Below are 16237 nucleotides of genomic sequence, written 5' to 3'. Positions count from 1 at the left end.
GGTTTCCGTCCCCTCCCTGTGCCGGTCCAACGTTTAGGGCTGGTCAGAACGAACCCGTTTTCGAGATGCTCGAACTGTATCAGGCGGAAGGCTGTCCGCACAGCGCGGACGTCCGCGAAACGCTTACTGACCTCGGTATCTCGTACGTGAACCACAACCCGCGTCGCCCCGGCAACGAGGGCGGCGACGTACTCAACGAGCAAACCACGGAGGCGATGACGAACGTCGGCGGCGAGGATTCCATCCCGTTTCTCGTCGACACCGATCGAGAAACCACGCTCTACGAGAGCGAGGCGATCGTCGACTACCTCGAGCAACAGTACGGCGACGGCGGAGACTGAACGTCGACGGAGAGCCGTCCGGGACTCGACGTCGACGGAGTCGTCAATCGCATCGATCCGGCGGCGATCGGCGAGCGAGGTCACGGCTCTCGAGCGTCGTCGATCACGGACCGCAGCGATGGTGGCGGCACAACCGCAAGCCGACGCCGGAGCAGATACTCGAGGCCGCCGAACAGAACGGCGACGACGACCAACACGGACGAACCCCAGACGTACAGCGTCAGCGGCGTCGGGAGGAGACCGAAACCGGGTCCCGCGGGCGGCAGGGTCTCGAGCGAAAGACGCCACGTTCGAACGGCCGCCCAGCCGAAGACGGCGAGTACGAATCCGAGCGGCGAGACCAGCCGGACGCGCCAAGTGAGGACGATAGGAACCGCCACAAGGAGAACGAGTCCGGCCGAAACTACCCCGAGCAAAAGACCGCCAGCGGGCTCGATTCCGGGCAATTCCGAGACGGACGGGAACATCGGCCGACCCTCGAGGACGGCCTGTAGCCGGTCAACCGCGAACAGGTGGACGACGCCGACCGCGAGCGCGAACGCTTCGATTCGCCCGGAAAATCGGCGGTCGTCGGCTGTCCGAACCAGGTACTCGACCGGCACTGCGAGGGCGAGCAGCGGGCCGACGACGAGTGCGGTCCCGCCCATCGTAAAGACGATATCGGGGGGTTCGCCGTACGCGACGATCGGCCAGCCCGCGGTTCCGAGAAGTGCCATACAGCCGGCGAGAACGGCGATCCGACAGTCGAGTCGCCAGCCGGTGGCCAACAACGCGCCGACGACCGCGAAGAGGGCGACGAAGACGACCCACAGCCCGATATCGAAGTGCTCCCACCACGGCTGTGGCGAGGGGTCGGGCAGGATGGCGAAACCGAGCGCGACGAGTACCGGGAGGAGAACGCCACCGGTGAGCACACTCCGGACGAGGGCGCGGCGGTCGGCACTCGTATCGGCAGTGAATACTCCGAGCATCTTACATCACCAGCCGAAACCAGCCGACGAACACCAGGACCGTGACGGGCGGCTGACACAGGAGCACTGCCATCGTCCGTCTCGAGGGAAGCGATCCGCGACCCCGCCACGCGGCGACGGCGCGACCGCCGAAGTAAGCGACCGATCCGAGGGGCACCCCGACGATTGCGATCGCGGCGACACCGATCACGACCAGCATCGTCTCGAGGCCACCCCTGACGAGCTCGCCGGCGACGAGATAGCCCCAAACACCGACGAGTGCGGCACTCGCGGTCGCCCAGCTGACGGCCACCCCGTCATTCGCGTACGCGGTCGCGGCCGCCGCCAGGACGCCGGCGGGAATCGCCAACTGGACGACCAGCCACGCCAACACGGAGAGTCGGTGACCCGTCCCGACGGCGACGAGATCGAGCGCGAGAAACGTCACGAGTGCGATCCCGACGCTCGAGACGACGTGACGTCGGGTCGAGTCGCCGCGGCGGCCGAACAGCGTGCTACCCACCCCGCTGTGTCGGACGCAGCGCTCACCGGTGCGATCGAAGACGCCCTGCCGGTCGGCAGCGAGAACGACGATTAGACCGAGAACGAACGTCGCGGCGACGGTCGCAGTAACGGGCGATATCGTCGACGTTTCCGTCGTCACCCTCGTCGCATCGTCGCTCGCGAGCATCCCGATCCGCGCGGGACCGCGAGCGAGAACCCCGACGACCAGTGCGATCAGACCCACGAACGCGATCGGTGCGAATAGCCGGTCGACAGCCTCGGTGAGGCGTTCGACGAGTCCCGGCTCACCGGCAGCGACGACGATCGCGCGCTTCGTGGGCTCGTACACCGTCACCTCGCGCCCGTTCTCGCCGTAGCGGGTCTCGACCGCCTCGAGCAATCCGGCCGACTCGAGTTTGTCGACGTGGTAGCCGACGTTCTGGAGGCTCGTCTCGAGTTCGTCGGCGAGTTCCGAGCGAGCCCGACCCTCCTCGTAGCACGCCGCCAGCACGGCTCGAGAGGTCTCGGAGCCGAGCGCGTCGAACAACTGGTCGGCGTCCTCGCCCTCGAGGCCGACGACCGTCGGCTCGTCGGGTTCGTCCTCACGCAGGCGGCGCACGAGTCGGCCGGCGAGTCGATCCATACCGGTTCCTCGAACGCCACTCACAAAGAGAGTCCGGGAACTGAAACGGTCATTTGAGCCGACGCGATGACGTGAGAACCGGGCGGGTGTTACAGGCGACCACACGGGTGTTTCATACGGATTGCTGTCCCGGTGGACCGGCACAACCGCGACCCATGGGGTGGTTGCGTCGGAAATGACTGACAGTAAACCGTACCACACCCACAGATGGGCGAACGGGTCGAGCACCACTTCGTCGACCCCATCCTAGCAGAATCGTTTTCCCGGTAGAGAGTTCTACTACAGATATGAGCACCTCGATCAAGGTGACGGACGCGACCAAATCCCGCCTCGAGGAACTACAGGCGGAAATCCGTCTCGAGACGGGCCGAAACGTGACCCAGCAAGAGTTGCTCGAGCGGATCGTCACGGACAGCTACGAGTCGAAAGACGAACTGATCGACTCGTTTCGCGACGAGTTCGAGCCGCTCTCCGAGGAAGAGATCGACCGGTGGCTCTCCGGAAGCACCGATTGGGGCGTCGAAACGACTGAAGATGAGATCGACGACGTTCTCTACGGCGAATGAGTGCAATCATCGATACGGGTGTCTTCGTCGCCGTTCAAAACGAACGGGACGAACACCACGAAGCGGCGACGAAGACGCTGGCCGCTGCGTTCGAAGGGAGCTTCGGCGCGCTGTATACGAACGATTACGTCTACGACGAAGCCGTTACGCTCGCCCGGAAGCGAACCGGGAGCCACCGTGAGGCCCGTCAAATCGGGGACCGAATCGCAGGGAACGAACCGTTCCCCGACCGCATCGAGATGCTCTTCGTGACGAGCGACCGGTTCGAACGAACGGTCGACGTCTTCGAGCGGTACGACGATCACGATCTCAGTTTCACGGATGCAAGCCTCATCGAGTGCGTCGAAGACGAGGCGATCGACGCCGTACTCAGTTTTGACGACGACTTCGATGGACTCGTCGAACGGATCGACCCCACCGCGGTTGACGAGTAGAGTAGCCACTGTACGTCAGTGTGCACCCGATTGCGCGACGGCCGCGCGGTTCGGAGCGAGCGCGGTTCGGAGCGAACGGGGAGCAACGCGACCCGTGAGCGAACGGAGTGAGCGAGAACCGCGGAATGTGCGATCAGTGTGTACGTCGTTTCAGTTGTTACTACAGAGTCTCGCTCGAGCCAGTCGTGGAGATCGTTGGAGAGTACTCCGGCGAATCAGTCCGCCGCGACCTCGAGGTTCGCCTCCTCTTGGGCCCCGATTGCCTCGGCGATCAGTTCGGCGACGTCGACGATCTCGAGGTCGTCTTCGGGCGTCATCGTGTACGCAAGAACGATCAATCGACCACTGCGTAGCGAGGTTACCGAAACGAGAGCGGTTTTTCGTCCCCAATCCAACGTTCTTGCCGGAGTACCGGCCTGTAGCTGCCCGAGTTCGAACGGCTTGTGCGACGATCGTCCGTCACGTATCACGTCCGATCGTACAGCCACCAGACGACCGTAACCGAAGATAGGAGAGCGATAAGGAACCCAATAAAAAGAAGCGGCCACGACGGCTCGAAAAAATACCCCGTCGTAACGATGATCGCGGACCCGGCACAATACACCAGGATATACCGGAGTGTACCCAGATCCAGATAGTAGTCAGCGATTCCGAACAGAAACGTATACGATAAAAACACGTTGACCGTGGTGTGCAAGATGTTTTTATTCTGATACGACTGATAACTCAGGGTGAGAGCGATCATCGCGAGAACTCCCAGTAGAAAAACACTCAGGCGCTCTCGGTGTTTACGGTCGATCGAGATTAACTCGAGTATTTTCATGGCCACGGGGACGAAATGGAATGTGTCGGTGGCGGCGATAATAGGCCGTTCGACCCTCGCGACGTTATTTGTTTCGGGGCAGACTCACCGGATCACAGTACATAAAGAACCCTCTCGGGCTACAGTCATCCGGGGTTTTGGACACTCACGATCCGGTCTCCGTAGGTGACGTCGTCTCTACGCTACTGTCGAGATCGTGTCTCTGGCTGATCGCCTCGACGATCAGTTCGGCGACGTCGACGATCTCGAGATCGTCCTCGAAGTCGCCGGTTTTCCGGCCGTCCTCGTACATCGTCATGCACATCGGGCAGGCGACGACGAACTTTTCGACTGCGCTGCCTGCGTCGGTCTCCTCGAGTGCCTCACGCAACCGCTCTTCGCTGGGTTTGGGTTCCTCGTCGAACTCCATCCAGAGGCCGCCGCCACCGCCGCCACAACAGAAGGAGTCGGCGCGGTTGCGCGGCATCTCGTAGAGGTCACAGCCGGTCGCCTCGATGAGTTCGCGCGGAGCCTCGTACTCGTCGTTGTACCGCCCGAGGTGACACGGATCGTGGTAGGTGACGGTGTACTCGAGTTCGTCGCCCGATAGTTCGAGTTTCCCACGCTGGACGAGTTCTTCGACGACCTGCGTCCAGTGTTTGACGTCGATTTCGCCGTCGTCGTTCCACTGGTCGGTGTACTCGAACGGCATCATCGGATCGTCGGCGAACTCCGCGAAGTCGACCTCGGGGTACTCGTTCGCGAAGGTGTTGTAGGAGTGGGGATCGGTACAGACGATCGTGTCGAACTCACAATCCTCCCAGGTCTCGACGTGGTGACCCGCGAGTTCGACGTAGAGGAACTCCTCGCCGACGCGGCGGACGTCGTTGCCGTCGTACTTCTCGTCCTCGAAGCAGATGCCGAAGCTGACGTCGGCTTCCTGGAGAATAGCGGCGAGCGAGCGGGCGACCCGCTTGTTGCGATCGTCGTAGCTCGGATAGTCGCCGACGTACCAGAGGTAGTCGACCCTCTCTTCGCGTGCGTCGGTGAGGTCGAACTCGAGGTCCTCTGCCCAGTCGGCGCGATTCCGCGGGGAGTCGCCGAACGTGTTGCCGTGTTGCATGACGTTCTGGAAGACGTCCTGCATGTTCGAGGAGACGTCGCCCTGGTCGGTGAGCTGGCGGTTGAGCCGGGTAAACGACTGGAGATGCTCGATCTCGACCGGGCAGGCATCCATGCAGGCCATACAGGCCATACAGGACTCCATCGTCTCCGCGTTGATAACCGAGGTCCCGCCGTCCGCGACGATCGGTTGTTCGTCGCCGCCGGCCTCGAGCGATTCGCGGTAGCGTTTCAGATCGAGGATGACGTCGCGGGGATCGAGCGGGCGGTCGGAGGCCTTGGCCGGACAGATCGACGAACAGCGCCCGCACTTGGTACAGGCGTCCTGGTCGAGCATCTCTTTCCAGGTGAAGTCGTCGATGGACTCCGCGTTGGTCGCATCGAGATCCGCGGGAACGTTCGGGAGGCGTCGCCCGGCCTTCTCGTCGCGAGTGACGACGTTCGCGAACGAGGAGATCATGTGGAACGGCTTGGCGTAGGGGATCCAGGCGATGAAAAAGAACGCGAGCAGGGAGTGTGACCACCAGGCAAGCCAGTGGAGGTTTTCACCAGTGACGATGCCGGCCGAGAGGCTGACGCCCGGTTCGCCCGCCAGCGGAATGGAGAGCGCCTCGAACACCAGCGCGAGGCCGTAACCGACGAAACTGACGATCTCGTGGTCGGGCATTCCCGTCGCGTAGATGCGAAGCCCCTCGAGGAGGAAGCCGCCGACGCCGAGGCCGAACAGCGTCCAGATGAAGATATCGTCCTCGCTCGAGGTGTGTCGACCCCAGAGGCGGCGGTTGCGAACCCAGTACCGGCGGTAGATCGCCATGCCGATCCCGACGACGAACAACAGTCCCATCGCGTCGACGACGAACTGGTAGGCCAGATAGAAGTCGCCCTCCCAGAAGTTAGCCTGTGCGATCGGTTCGTAGACGTAGCCATCGACCGCGAGAATCGTCGTCGCGATAAACAGCGTCAGAAACCCCCAGAGTATGAAGGCGTGCATCAACCCGCCGTAGAGATCCCTGTCGAACTGTTTCTCGTTCGAGAGGGCAATTCGCGCGGCGGCAACGATTCGGTTCGGAAGGTCGTCCAGGCGAGCGAACGGGTCGTCGTCGCCGTCCGCGTACCGTGCGAAGCGGCGGTAGACGCCGTAGAGGAAGACGAGGATCGTGATCGCGGCGAGAAGATAGAACACTGCGAACCCGGTGGAACTGATCCCCCAGTAGGTCTCCCTCGTCACCTCCGTCTGGGCAAAGACGTTCATGTACGATTACGAGCGGAGGCGGAACTTAATTCTTGTCACGTATTCGCAGACCGACTCCGCCGCCGTCTGGCGAAAATAACAAACACAATCCAAGTTCATAATCGTTGTTCGTGTTCGACTCCCACTCGACGTTATCTGGCAACAGGCTTAAATAGCCACCCGTCGGGAGTGTCCACCCATGAACGAAAAAACGGAGGAACTCAAGAACATCTTCACTGACGTCACCGACGGCGAGGAGACGGTCACCGAATCACAGGAGGACACCCGCGGTTCGCTCGAGCGCGACGAGCGAACCGACGAGGAGCGACTCGCGGGCGTCATCGAGCAGATGCGCGAGCGATACGAGTTCGAGACGCCGCTCTCGGACGAGCAACTCCGCGACGTCGCCACGGGGTTTTACGACGGCGACAGCGACGAGGAGATCGCCAGCCGGTTCGAGGTCGAGCCTGCGGAGATCTTCGAGGCGCGAATGTCGCTTCACCTCATCGCCGAGGACGACGCGGACGAGATCGACCTCACGGCGATCCGCGGCCGCGAGGAAGACGATGCGACCCTCGCCGAGGAGTACGGCGTCAGCGAGGATCGCATCCGGCGCTACCGGCGGGTCGCCGCGGCCGAAGACGAATCGCGGACGGCCAACGACCGCTACCGCGACGAGTTCGATAGCCTCCTCGCGGACGCAGAACTCTCCGCCCGCATGACCACCGACGTCCGTGAAGACGGCCTCGAGGACGCGACGGAAGGAATGGAGACCAACGTCGACTTCTAACGACGGATCGTCGAGAGAGACCCGACGTCGATCCGGGACTTTTTATCGGAACGGGCGGCCAGACGTTCCGTGACCCGAGCCCTGGTCTCGTTTAGCGACCTCAGGACGGCGGCGTACTGTCCGCGAAAGTGTTACTACCGGCGGACGAACGACGACAGCGACCGTGAGCCGCCGCCACGCGTCGACGCGATCAGGGACCTCGAGCGGCGGTACGAAGCGCTCCTCGAGGCCTCGCCGGGAGCACTCGCGACGGAACCGATCGCCGTCGCACCCGTTCGCTACCGCGAAGCGCTCGCGGCGACCAGGAGCCGTCTCGAGGAGGCGGAATGCTGGGAGCGACTTCGGAATCCGGCGGAACGCGACCGCCTCGCGAGCGGTCGTGACTGTCGTGGAATCGTCCATAAGGTGCTCACCGACCCGCTCGAGCCGGTACTCGTCTCGACGGGAAGACCGCCCGAGCGAGGCGTCTGGGAGACGCAAACCGTCCACGCCGTCGCGGCCGCGAAGGCGCTCGCCTGGGAGGAACAGACGAGCGTCGACCGGGCCTGGCTCGAGTATCCGGCCTACGGTGTCGTCCGCTCGTTCGAGTTGACGACTCGGCGAAAGGCTCGCTACCGGCGGGCACTTCGGACGGTGCGAAAACTGGACGGGCCGCCACCGCGAATCAACGATCGTGCGAAATGTGACGAGTGTGAGTTCGCCAGCGAGTGCGGCGTTCGGACGCGAACGTTGCGATCACTCCTCGGAATCGGGAGCTAATACCGTCGAACGAGCGTGATGGTCGCCACTACGCGGGTCGTAGCCCTTAACAGCCCTCGTCGCCACCGTCTAGTAATGACCGACCGATCGGACGATCGTGACCATCGCTTCTCCGAAGGGGAGGGGTTCGACGACCCCTACGACGAATTCGATCTGGATCCGCCGGAACTGGACGTCGACCCGTCGAAGGTCGATCCGGTCGACTCCCGGGTAATCACCGATACACTCGACGCACAGAACATCCCGTCGGATGCGGTCGACGCCGAGGAACTCCTCGACGTCGGGCTCAACTACATGCGGATCAACCGCTTCGAGCAGGCTACTGAGGCCTTCGAGCGAGCCGCCCGCTTCGCCGACGACGACCGACTCGCCCAGGAGGCCTGGGTGAACAAAGGTGCCGCCCACGCCGAACTCGAGGAGTACGACGAGGCGATCGGCGCCCACCGGGAGGCGCTTTCGATCGACGACGAGAGCGAACACGCCGCGACGGCCGAGACGAACCTCGCCTACGCACTCTGGGAGTTCGGCGAGACAGCCCAGGCCTTAGAGCACGCCGAGCGCGCCGTCGAGGTCGACGAGCGGTTCGCCCAGGGCTGGTTCAACCGAGCGTTCTTCCTCTCCGAGCGGGGCTTATCCGAGGAGGCACTCCACTGCATCGACAACGCCATCCGCCTCGGGATGCGCAACGGAAAAGTCCTCGAGGAGAAAGCCCACATCCTGGAGGACTTAGGCGAGTACGACGAGGCCGAGGAGATCGCCGAGGAAGCAAACGAGATGCGCGAGCGAGCCGAACAGCGAGTGATGGAACAACGAGAGGAGATGCAAGGAGGTGGGTCCCCCTACGAGGAGGCGAACCGTGACCCAGAGCGCGAGTGGGAACTCGAGTGACGATGTACCTCACCGAACGGGAGACACCCGAGGGGTTGCTTGTCGCTATCTGTGACGACGACGTCCTCGGCGAGACGTTCGAGGAAGGAGAGCTGTCGCTTACGGTCACCGAGGAGTTCTACGGCGGCGAATCCGTCGACGAAGCCGCGGTGATCGACAGCTTAGCGAGAGCCACCGTCGCCAACATCGTCGGAACGCAGGCTGTCGAACTCGCCATCGACGAGGGCATTATCCAGGCCGAAAACGTCCTCGAGGTCGAGGACACCCTCCACGCACAGTTGCTTCGGCTCTACTGATCGGCCTCCGCACGATGTCCGTCTCGGCCGGATCGTTGCCGTTCCGAGCGGAGGCTGATCGGCGGACCGAAGGAGTGTTTTGTGTTCGGCCCTTGCTAGTCGCCAATGAGCCAACAGAATCTCGAGGCGCTCGACGTCGAGGCTATCCGCGAGGAGTTTCCGATCCTCGAGCGGGAGTTCGACGGCCAGCAGGTCGTCTACCTCGACAACGCGGCGACGACCCAGACGCCGGATCCGGTCGTCGACGCGATGAGCGACTACTATCGCGAGTACAACGCGAACATCCACCGCGGGATCCACCACCTGAGCCAGGAGGCCTCGATCGCCTACGAGGAAGCCCACGACCGCGTCGCCGACTTCATCGGCGCCGACGGCCGCGAGGAGGTCATCTTCACCAAGAACACGACCGAGAGCGAGAACCTCGTCGCCTACGCCTGGGGGCTGAACGAACTCGAGCCCGGTGATCGCGTCGTGCTGACGGAGATGGAACACCACGCCTCGCTCGTCACGTGGCAACAGATCGGCGAGCAGACGGGTGCCGACGTCGAGTACATCCGGGTCGACGACGATGGCCGCCTCGACATGGACCACGCCCGCGAACTGATCGACGACGACGCCGCAATCGTCTCGGCGGTCCACGTCTCGAACACGCTGGGCACCGTCAACCCCGTCGCCGAACTCACCGAACTCGCCCACGAACACGGCGCGCTCTCGTTTATCGACGGCGCCCAGGCCGTCCCCAACCGCCCGGTCGACGTCGGCGAGATCGACGCCGACTTCTACGCCTTCTCGGGCCACAAGATGGCCGGCCCCACCGGCATCGGCGTCCTCTACGGCAAGCGAGACCTGCTCGAGGAGATGGACCCCTACCTCTACGGCGGCGGCATGATCCGCAAGGTCACCTTCGAGGAGTCGACCTGGGGCGACCTGCCCTGGAAGTTCGAACCCGGAACGCCACAGATCGCCGAAGCCGTCGGCCTCGTGGCCGCCATCGACTGGCTCGAGGAGATCGGCATGGACCGCATCCAGGCCCACGAAGAGGAGATCGCCCGCTACGCCTACGAGCGACTCGAGGCCGAGGGCGACGTCGAGATCTACGGCCCCGAACCCGGCCCCGACCGCGGCGGGCTGGTGAGTTTCAACCTCGAAGGCGTTCACGCCCACGACATCGCCTCGATCATGAACGATCACACCGTCGCGGTTCGGGCGGGTGACCACTGTACTCAGCCGCTTCACGACAGGCTGGGCGTCGCCGCCTCGACTCGAGCCTCCTTCTACGTCTACAACACGAAAGACGAGGTCGACAAGCTGGTCGCGGCGTTAGACGATGCGCGTCAGCTGTTCGCGTAAGCGGCGGTGTCACGGCATCCGGTCTGCGGCGGCCAGTGTCACGGATGCCGCCGCCTGCAGTCGAATCACGACGTTTCACTCGAGTGATCTCCCGGCAGGACGAGTCCGCGATCCGAGAGTTTCGAAGCGGTGTTCGAAAGTGAGTTTGTAACAGTCACATATATATTGGAGTGCTGGCGACGGTAGCCCGATGAGTAGAATACGGATCGGTGGAATCGCGTTGCTCGTTCTGATGGTGGCGTGCACTCCCGTCGCCGCGGTTGGAGGCGAGTCAGTAGCACACGAGCGGCCGTCGATCGACACGGTCGACGACTGTTCGTTCCCGGTGACGATGACCGACGACAGCGGGACGGAAGTCACCCTCGAGGACGAACCCGAGACGGTCGTCACGCTCAACCCGAGTGCGGCCCAGACGATGTGGGAGATCGGCGCCGAGGAAAAAGTCGTAGGGACGACCAAACACGCCGAGAACCTCGAGGGTGCCTCGGAGCGGACGAACATCTCGACGGACGCGGAGACGATCGAACCCGAGATCGTCGTCGACCTGGAGCCGGATCTCGTGCTCGCCCCGAGTTCGAACTTCGTCTCCGAGGAAACCGTCGAGACGCTCCGGGAGGCCGGCGTGACCGTCTACTACTTCCAGTCGGCGGAGTCACTCGAGGAGGTCCGCGAGCGGACGTTACTCGTCGGTTCGCTCGTCGGCGAGTGTGAAGGTGCCGAGGAGACCGTCGCCTGGATGGACGACGAACTCGAGATCGTCGAGGCGGCCCTCGAGGGCGAGGAGCGTCCGGACGTCCTCTATACGTTCTTCGGGTTTACGGCGGGCGAGGAGACGTTCATCCACGAGTTGATCGAAACCGGCGGGGGAACGAACGTCGCGGCCGAGGCGGGCGTCGCGGCGTACGAACAGCTAAGCGAAGAGACCGTCGTCGAACAGGACCCCGACTGGATCGTGTTGAACACAAACTCGCCGGAGATGCCCGATAGTTCGGCGTACGAGTCGACGACGGCCGTCCAGTCCGACCAGGTAGTGACGGTCGACATCAACCACCTGAATCGACCCGGTCCGCGGGTAATTCACGCGATTACGACGTTTGCGGAGACGTTCCACCCCGAGGCGTACGCGGCGGCGACCGCCGACGCGGCCGACGAACCGACTGGCGACGGCGACTCGGCGGACGACGACGGTGGCGACTCGAGCGCCGATGACGAACCCGATGTCGACGACGATGCGCCGGCAGAGACGACGGAATCGGACGACGAAACGGCCGGCGACGATGCAGACGGCGTGCCCGGATTCGGACTCGCTTCGGCCGCGACGGCTGCAGCCGTCGTCGCAGTCGCACTCGCCGCGATCGGGTCGCTCCGTCATCGTAATGATCGTTCGTGAGAGCACTCTCGTATGAACGTCATCTCCACGTCGCCGTCGTCGACGGAGATCCTGTACGCGTTAGGCGTCGAGCCGGTCGCGGTCTCTCACGCCTGTGACTACCCACCCGAAGTGGCCGAACTACCCGCGATCGACGTCTCGAAAGTCGACGCGACCGCAAGCGCCGACCGTCACGAGCAGGTCCGATCGGCGACCGAGGACGGCCACCTCTACCGGATGGACGCCGACCGAATCAGCGAGCTCGAGCCCGACCTCATCGTCACGCAGGGCGTCTGTGGCGTCTGTGCCGTTGACGACGTCCTCGTCGGCGAGACGCTTTCCGATCTCGCGGTCGACCCCGACGTGCTGGCGCTGCAGGCCAACCGCCTCGAGGACGTCCTGACGTGCGTCCGTGACGTCGGCGAGGCGGTCGGCCGGGAAGAGCGAGCGGCGACGCTGGTCGACGACCTTCGGCGGCGAACCGACGCCGTCGAGAAGCGAGTTCCCGACGGCGAGCGGCCGCGAACCGCCGTCCTCGAGTGGATGGACCCGATCCGGCCCGGCGGAAGCTGGGTCCCCGACGTCGTCCGCGTCGCTGGCGGCGAGTACGGCCTCGGCGAACCCGGCGACCGGTCCGCCCCGCTCGAGTGGGAGGAGTTCCTCGCGTACGATCCGGAGGTGGTGGTCGTCGCCCCCTGCGGGTTCGACGCCGAACGGACGCTCGAGCAGTTTCACGAACTGTCCGACCGACCGGGATGGGACGACCTCACCGCGGTTCGGGAAGACCGCGCGTTCGTCCTCGACGGAAGCGCGTACCTGACCCGCTGGACCCCGCGGCTGGTCGATGCCGCAGAACGGCTCGCCGCGCTCTGTCACCCCGACGAGTTCGGATCGACACCCGAGGACGTCGTCCGTCCGTAGCGCCGGTCGAAACGGTTATGCCCGTTATCTGATAACCCGGGTCCATGTTGGAGACGGTTCGAACGCGCGCCCGCCCGTACTTCGAGGATGCCCCGCCAGCCCACGACTGGCATCACGTCGAGCGCGTCGAGGCGCTCGCGGAGACGTTGCTCGAGCGCCATCCCGAACCGGTCGACGAACGAGTCCTCACACTCGCCGTGCTTCTCCACGATATCGGCCGCGAACGGGAAGATCGCGGCGAAATCGACGACCACGCGACCTGGGGAGCGAGGGAGGCCGGCGTAATTCTCGAGGCCGCCGACGCGAGCACGGAGACGATCGAACGCGTCACACACTGTATTCGTGCCCACCGCTACTCGAACGCGATCGAGCCGGAAACGCCGGAGGCGAAGGTGCTCTCCGATGCGGACAACCTCGACGCGCTGGGTGCGGTCGGCCTCGCCCGCCTGTTCGCTCACGGCACCGCGATCGGCTCGCCGATCCACGATCCGGCGACCGCGCTCGAGGACGACGAGACGACTGCCGGACAGACACAGTACAACCACCTCCATCGCAAGATCCTCGACCTCCCGGAACGGATGTACACCGACGCCGGTCGGGAGCTCGCCGATCGCCGCGCCGCGTACGTCCGCGAGTTCGTCTCGCAGTTCGACGCCGAAGTGGCGGGCGAGCGCTGATCTTCAGACGCCACCGACACCGCACTGGCGGCTGGCGGTGTAAACCGCGTTCGGACGCTCTCGAGCCCACAGCTTCGACGATCGAGTCGACGGGCGCACAGCGCTTTTGGGGCTCGCTCCGTTACAATGGATTGCCGAGGTGAAAGCCGATGTACGAGAAGTCCATTGGACGTCCCAAGCGGGATCCGTTCGACGTCCTGATCGACGCACTCACCGCGGCGAATCGGTACGATTTCCTGCTCGCGATCGTCCCGATCGCGTTCGCGGTTGCACTGGTCGGGGCGAGCGTCCTGGGCGTCTCGCTCGAGGCCACAATGGTCGTTGCGGCCGTCGTCGGGATGGTCGTGATCGTCGACGCCTGCTACCTGAATCCTCCGACCGAACGGGGGCCGACGTAGGGTGCGTACCGACCAGCAACCGTTCTCCGCGAAGTCCCATCCGACAGTACGAGTCTTCGACGCGAGCGGCGACGATCGACGGCAGGTATCGGGTCTCCGTCCGTAACCGATCATCGTCACGCGCTTTTGACGATCGACAGTCGACGTAACCGATCGTGGTAACGGGTCGGAACCGTTCCCCGGAACCCTTTTACAACTCTCCGATCTATTCGAGGACACGATGGGACTTGGCTCGGACATGTACAGACAGCAGATCCTCGACCACTACAAGAACCCCCGGAACTACGGGAAACTCGAGGATCCCACCTTCACCCACGTCGGCGAGAACCCGATGTGCGGTGACGAGATTCGCATGGACGTCCGTCTCGACGAGGACGACGAGACGATCGAACGCGTCGCCTTTTCGGGCGACGGCTGTGCGATCAGCCAGGCCTCCGCGAGTATGCTCTCGAGTGAGTTGACGGGCAAGACCGTCGACGAACTGCTCGAGATGGACCGCGACGACATCGTCGACATGCTCGGCGTCGACATCTCGCCGATGCGGATCAAATGTGCGGTGCTCGCGGAGAAGGTCGCCCAGGACGGCGCGGAGATCTACCGCGGCGAACTCGAGGTCGAGAAGACGACGACCGAAGACTGATCGAGCCGAATCGGGTCGACGTTCCGAACGGTTCGATTCGCCGACGCGGAGCCCTTTACGTCACTATCTTGATTCAGCGAGAGAATCCCGCTCTTCTCGTGAGCGACGAGTGTTCCGACGCTCTGTCGGAACCGAGGAACGAACAGGGCGTTGACAAATCGCTCCGCGATTTGTTCGCACACAGAAATCTTCGATTTCTGGGGACGTCCGCAGAACGCTTGCGTTCTGATGGGCATCGCAAACCTTCGGTTTGCTCAACGGGAGTGAATCGCGTAAGCTCTGTCGCAGACGTTTTCCGTCAGTGCACTCTCGCTTGCAAGCCAGCGCCAAGCACGATCAGTGCTGACCGCTCGAGTGTGAGCGAGAGAGTCGTTTTTCGCGTGCAACACGGTGGACGAAAGCCGGCATCGAAGGCACGTCAAAAGCACGTTAAGAGCGCATCAAAAGCGTCTCCGTGCGCTCTCGGTCGAGGATTACTCCGCCATCAGGCCGCCGTCCTGTACGCGCATAACGGCTTCTCCGTCGGCGAGGTTCGGCGCGTCGACCAGTCTGACGATCCGTTTGTCACCCTTGGACTTGCGGAGGTAGATTCGGAAGGTGGACTTGTGGCCTAAAATGTTGCCACCGATCGGCTGGGTCGGGTCGCCAAAGAACGAGTCGGGGTTGGATGCGACTTGGTTGGTGACGAGCACGGCCGCATTGTAGAGGTTCCCGACCTTGTCTAAGTCGTGGAGGTGTTTGTTGAGCTTCTGCTGTCGGTCCGCGAGTTCGCCACGGCCGACGTACTCCGCGCGGAAGTGGGCCGTCAACGAGTCGACCGCGAGCAGGCGAACCGGATACTCGGACTCCTCGTGTTCGCTCGCCAGTTCCTTGGCCTTCTCGGCCAGCAACATCTGGTGGTTGGAGTTGAACGCCTTCGCGACGTGGATTTTGTCGAGGACGTCCTCGATGAGTTCGTCCATCGCCTCCTCGTCGCCGGCCGATCCCTCGATCTCGCGGTCCTCGAGCGTGGCGTCGATGACGTCGTCCGGAAGTCCGCGGACCATGTCGTCGATACGTTCGGGGCGGAACGTGTCCTCGGAGTCGACGAAGATGGCACTGCCGTGGAGACCGCCGACCTCCTGGGGGAGCTGGACGTTGACGGACATCTGGTGGGTGACCTGGGACTTACCGGAGCCGAACTCGCCGTACACTTCCGTGATCGACTGGGTCTCGATCCCGCCGCCCAGCAGGTCGTCGACCTCGTCGATGTGCCAGGTGAGTTTGCCGATTTTGTTTCGTCGCTCGAGGACCGTCGCGCCGGTCTCGAAGCCGCCGATGTCGGCGGCGTCGCGGGCGGCGCGAACGATGTCGGCGGCCGTCGACTCGCCGACGTCGGCCGTGTTCGAGAGTTCGGACGGCGAGGCGACGGCGAGACTCTGGAACGATTCGAAGCCTGCGTCGTGGAGTTTGTCTGCGGTTGCCGGTCCGACGCCGGGGAGCGTCTCGAGATCTGCTTCTGGCATACTCCGACGTAGTTCCGGACACCCCATAAAGGCTCGTTAACAGGGGAGTGA

At 63.6% G+C, this 16237-nt stretch carries 17 protein-coding genes; 13 read left to right on the top strand and 4 right to left on the bottom strand.

The window, feature by feature from the left end; genetic code table 11:
* Positions 1-65: 65 nt before the first annotated feature.
* Positions 66-341 (top strand): glutathione S-transferase N-terminal domain-containing protein, encoded by a 276-nt coding sequence (locus AB7C87_RS09120; RefSeq protein WP_369729126.1) that lies wholly within the window; start codon positions 66-68, stop codon positions 339-341.
* 80 nt (positions 342-421) lie between these two features.
* On the opposite strand, the gene AB7C87_RS09115 is transcribed toward AB7C87_RS09120, so the two are convergent.
* Positions 422-1312 carry a hypothetical protein gene (locus tag AB7C87_RS09115; RefSeq protein ID WP_369729125.1) on the bottom strand — a complete coding sequence of 297 codons (891 nt, stop codon included), beginning with the start codon at positions 1310-1312 and terminating at the stop codon, positions 422-424.
* 1 nt (position 1313) lies between these two features.
* Entirely contained in the window at positions 1314-2438 is a 1125-nt protein-coding gene (locus AB7C87_RS09110; RefSeq protein ID WP_369729124.1) for an ArsR/SmtB family transcription factor, read from the bottom strand.
* A 287-nt stretch (positions 2439-2725) separates the two neighbouring features.
* On the opposite strand from AB7C87_RS09110, the gene AB7C87_RS09105 reads away from it, so the two are divergent.
* Positions 2726-3004 (top strand): hypothetical protein, encoded by a 279-nt coding sequence (locus tag AB7C87_RS09105; protein ID WP_369729123.1) that lies wholly within the window; start codon positions 2726-2728, stop codon positions 3002-3004.
* The gene (locus AB7C87_RS09100) at positions 3001-3438 is read left to right on the top strand and encodes a type II toxin-antitoxin system VapC family toxin (RefSeq protein ID WP_369729122.1); all 438 of its coding nucleotides are present in this window, start codon (positions 3001-3003) and stop codon (positions 3436-3438) included. Before AB7C87_RS09105 ends, AB7C87_RS09100 begins: the two co-directional genes overlap by 4 nt.
* A gap of 968 nt (positions 3439-4406) precedes the next feature.
* Here AB7C87_RS09100 and AB7C87_RS09095 read toward each other — a convergent pair.
* On the bottom strand, positions 4407-6614 hold the full coding sequence (locus tag AB7C87_RS09095) for a (Fe-S)-binding protein (protein WP_369729121.1): 2208 nt from the start codon (positions 6612-6614) through the stop codon (positions 4407-4409).
* A 178-nt stretch (positions 6615-6792) separates the two neighbouring features.
* Between AB7C87_RS09095 and AB7C87_RS09090 the strand changes: the two genes are divergently transcribed.
* The 10 genes from AB7C87_RS09090 (at position 6793) to sufU (ending at position 14681) form a co-directional block, all read left to right on the top strand.
* Positions 6793-7383 (top strand): conditioned medium-induced protein 4, encoded by a 591-nt coding sequence (locus AB7C87_RS09090; protein ID WP_369729120.1) that lies wholly within the window; start codon positions 6793-6795, stop codon positions 7381-7383.
* Between the two features lie 69 nt (positions 7384-7452).
* Positions 7453-8142 carry a CRISPR-associated protein Cas4 gene (locus tag AB7C87_RS09085; RefSeq protein ID WP_369729119.1) on the top strand — a complete coding sequence of 230 codons (690 nt, stop codon included), beginning with the start codon at positions 7453-7455 and terminating at the stop codon, positions 8140-8142.
* A 75-nt stretch (positions 8143-8217) separates the two neighbouring features.
* Positions 8218-9030 carry a tetratricopeptide repeat protein gene (locus AB7C87_RS09080; RefSeq protein ID WP_369729118.1) on the top strand — a complete coding sequence of 271 codons (813 nt, stop codon included), beginning with the start codon at positions 8218-8220 and terminating at the stop codon, positions 9028-9030.
* 2 nt (positions 9031-9032) lie between these two features.
* Positions 9033-9326 (top strand): DUF424 domain-containing protein, encoded by a 294-nt coding sequence (locus tag AB7C87_RS09075; protein ID WP_369729117.1) that lies wholly within the window; start codon positions 9033-9035, stop codon positions 9324-9326.
* Positions 9327-9431: 105 nt separating this feature from the next.
* The gene (locus tag AB7C87_RS09070; RefSeq protein ID WP_369729116.1) at positions 9432-10676 is read left to right on the top strand and encodes an aminotransferase class V-fold PLP-dependent enzyme; all 1245 of its coding nucleotides are present in this window, start codon (positions 9432-9434) and stop codon (positions 10674-10676) included.
* A 190-nt stretch (positions 10677-10866) separates the two neighbouring features.
* On the top strand, positions 10867-12066 hold the full coding sequence (locus AB7C87_RS09065; protein WP_369729115.1) for a PGF-CTERM-anchored ABC transporter substrate-binding protein: 1200 nt from the start codon (positions 10867-10869) through the stop codon (positions 12064-12066).
* 12 nt (positions 12067-12078) lie between these two features.
* Entirely contained in the window at positions 12079-12966 is an 888-nt protein-coding gene (locus AB7C87_RS09060) for an ABC transporter substrate-binding protein (protein ID WP_369729114.1), read from the top strand.
* A 44-nt stretch (positions 12967-13010) separates the two neighbouring features.
* The gene (locus AB7C87_RS09055) at positions 13011-13643 is read left to right on the top strand and encodes an HD domain-containing protein (RefSeq protein ID WP_369729113.1); all 633 of its coding nucleotides are present in this window, start codon (positions 13011-13013) and stop codon (positions 13641-13643) included.
* A gap of 149 nt (positions 13644-13792) precedes the next feature.
* Positions 13793-14041: a DUF8015 family protein gene (locus AB7C87_RS09050; protein WP_369729112.1), complete on the top strand. Its 249-nt coding sequence runs from the start codon at positions 13793-13795 to the stop codon at positions 14039-14041.
* A gap of 220 nt (positions 14042-14261) precedes the next feature.
* Positions 14262-14681, top strand: coding sequence for a Fe-S cluster assembly sulfur transfer protein SufU (gene sufU, locus AB7C87_RS09045; protein WP_369729111.1), 420 nt, complete (start codon positions 14262-14264; stop codon positions 14679-14681).
* 473 nt (positions 14682-15154) lie between these two features.
* On the opposite strand, the gene radA is transcribed toward sufU, so the two are convergent.
* On the bottom strand, positions 15155-16186 hold the full coding sequence (gene radA / locus AB7C87_RS09040) for a DNA repair and recombination protein RadA (RefSeq protein WP_369729110.1): 1032 nt from the start codon (positions 16184-16186) through the stop codon (positions 15155-15157).
* Positions 16187-16237: the final 51 nt, after the last annotated feature.

Source organism: Natrarchaeobius versutus (genome assembly GCF_041205745.1).
GTDB lineage: Archaea > Halobacteriota > Halobacteria > Halobacteriales > Natrialbaceae > Natrarchaeobius > Natrarchaeobius versutus.
The sequence above is the reverse complement of the archived record's forward strand: the minus strand, read 5'-3'. Positions and strand labels throughout refer to the sequence as shown.

Bases quoted from the DNA above. Each gene is read 5' to 3' on its own strand.
- AB7C87_RS09120 (WP_369729126.1), top strand. From the start codon at position 66: ATGCTCGAACTGTATCAGGCGGAAGGCTGTCCGCACAGCGCGGACGTC.
- AB7C87_RS09115 (WP_369729125.1), bottom strand. From the start codon at position 1,312: ATGCTCGGAGTATTCACTGCCGATACGAGTGCCGACCGCCGCGCCCTC.
- AB7C87_RS09110 (WP_369729124.1), bottom strand. From the start codon at position 2,438: ATGGATCGACTCGCCGGCCGACTCGTGCGCCGCCTGCGTGAGGACGAA.
- AB7C87_RS09105 (WP_369729123.1), top strand. From the start codon at position 2,726: ATGAGCACCTCGATCAAGGTGACGGACGCGACCAAATCCCGCCTCGAG.
- AB7C87_RS09100 (WP_369729122.1), top strand. From the start codon at position 3,001: ATGAGTGCAATCATCGATACGGGTGTCTTCGTCGCCGTTCAAAACGAA.
- AB7C87_RS09095 (WP_369729121.1), bottom strand. From the start codon at position 6,614: ATGAACGTCTTTGCCCAGACGGAGGTGACGAGGGAGACCTACTGGGGG.
- AB7C87_RS09090 (WP_369729120.1), top strand. From the start codon at position 6,793: ATGAACGAAAAAACGGAGGAACTCAAGAACATCTTCACTGACGTCACC.
- AB7C87_RS09080 (WP_369729118.1), top strand. From the start codon at position 8,218: ATGACCGACCGATCGGACGATCGTGACCATCGCTTCTCCGAAGGGGAG.
- AB7C87_RS09075 (WP_369729117.1), top strand. From the start codon at position 9,033: ATGTACCTCACCGAACGGGAGACACCCGAGGGGTTGCTTGTCGCTATC.
- AB7C87_RS09070 (WP_369729116.1), top strand. From the start codon at position 9,432: ATGAGCCAACAGAATCTCGAGGCGCTCGACGTCGAGGCTATCCGCGAG.
- AB7C87_RS09065 (WP_369729115.1), top strand. From the start codon at position 10,867: ATGAGTAGAATACGGATCGGTGGAATCGCGTTGCTCGTTCTGATGGTG.
- AB7C87_RS09060 (WP_369729114.1), top strand. From the start codon at position 12,079: ATGAACGTCATCTCCACGTCGCCGTCGTCGACGGAGATCCTGTACGCG.
- AB7C87_RS09055 (WP_369729113.1), top strand. From the start codon at position 13,011: ATGTTGGAGACGGTTCGAACGCGCGCCCGCCCGTACTTCGAGGATGCC.
- AB7C87_RS09050 (WP_369729112.1), top strand. From the start codon at position 13,793: ATGTACGAGAAGTCCATTGGACGTCCCAAGCGGGATCCGTTCGACGTC.
- sufU (WP_369729111.1), top strand. From the start codon at position 14,262: ATGGGACTTGGCTCGGACATGTACAGACAGCAGATCCTCGACCACTAC.
- radA (WP_369729110.1), bottom strand. From the start codon at position 16,186: ATGCCAGAAGCAGATCTCGAGACGCTCCCCGGCGTCGGACCGGCAACC.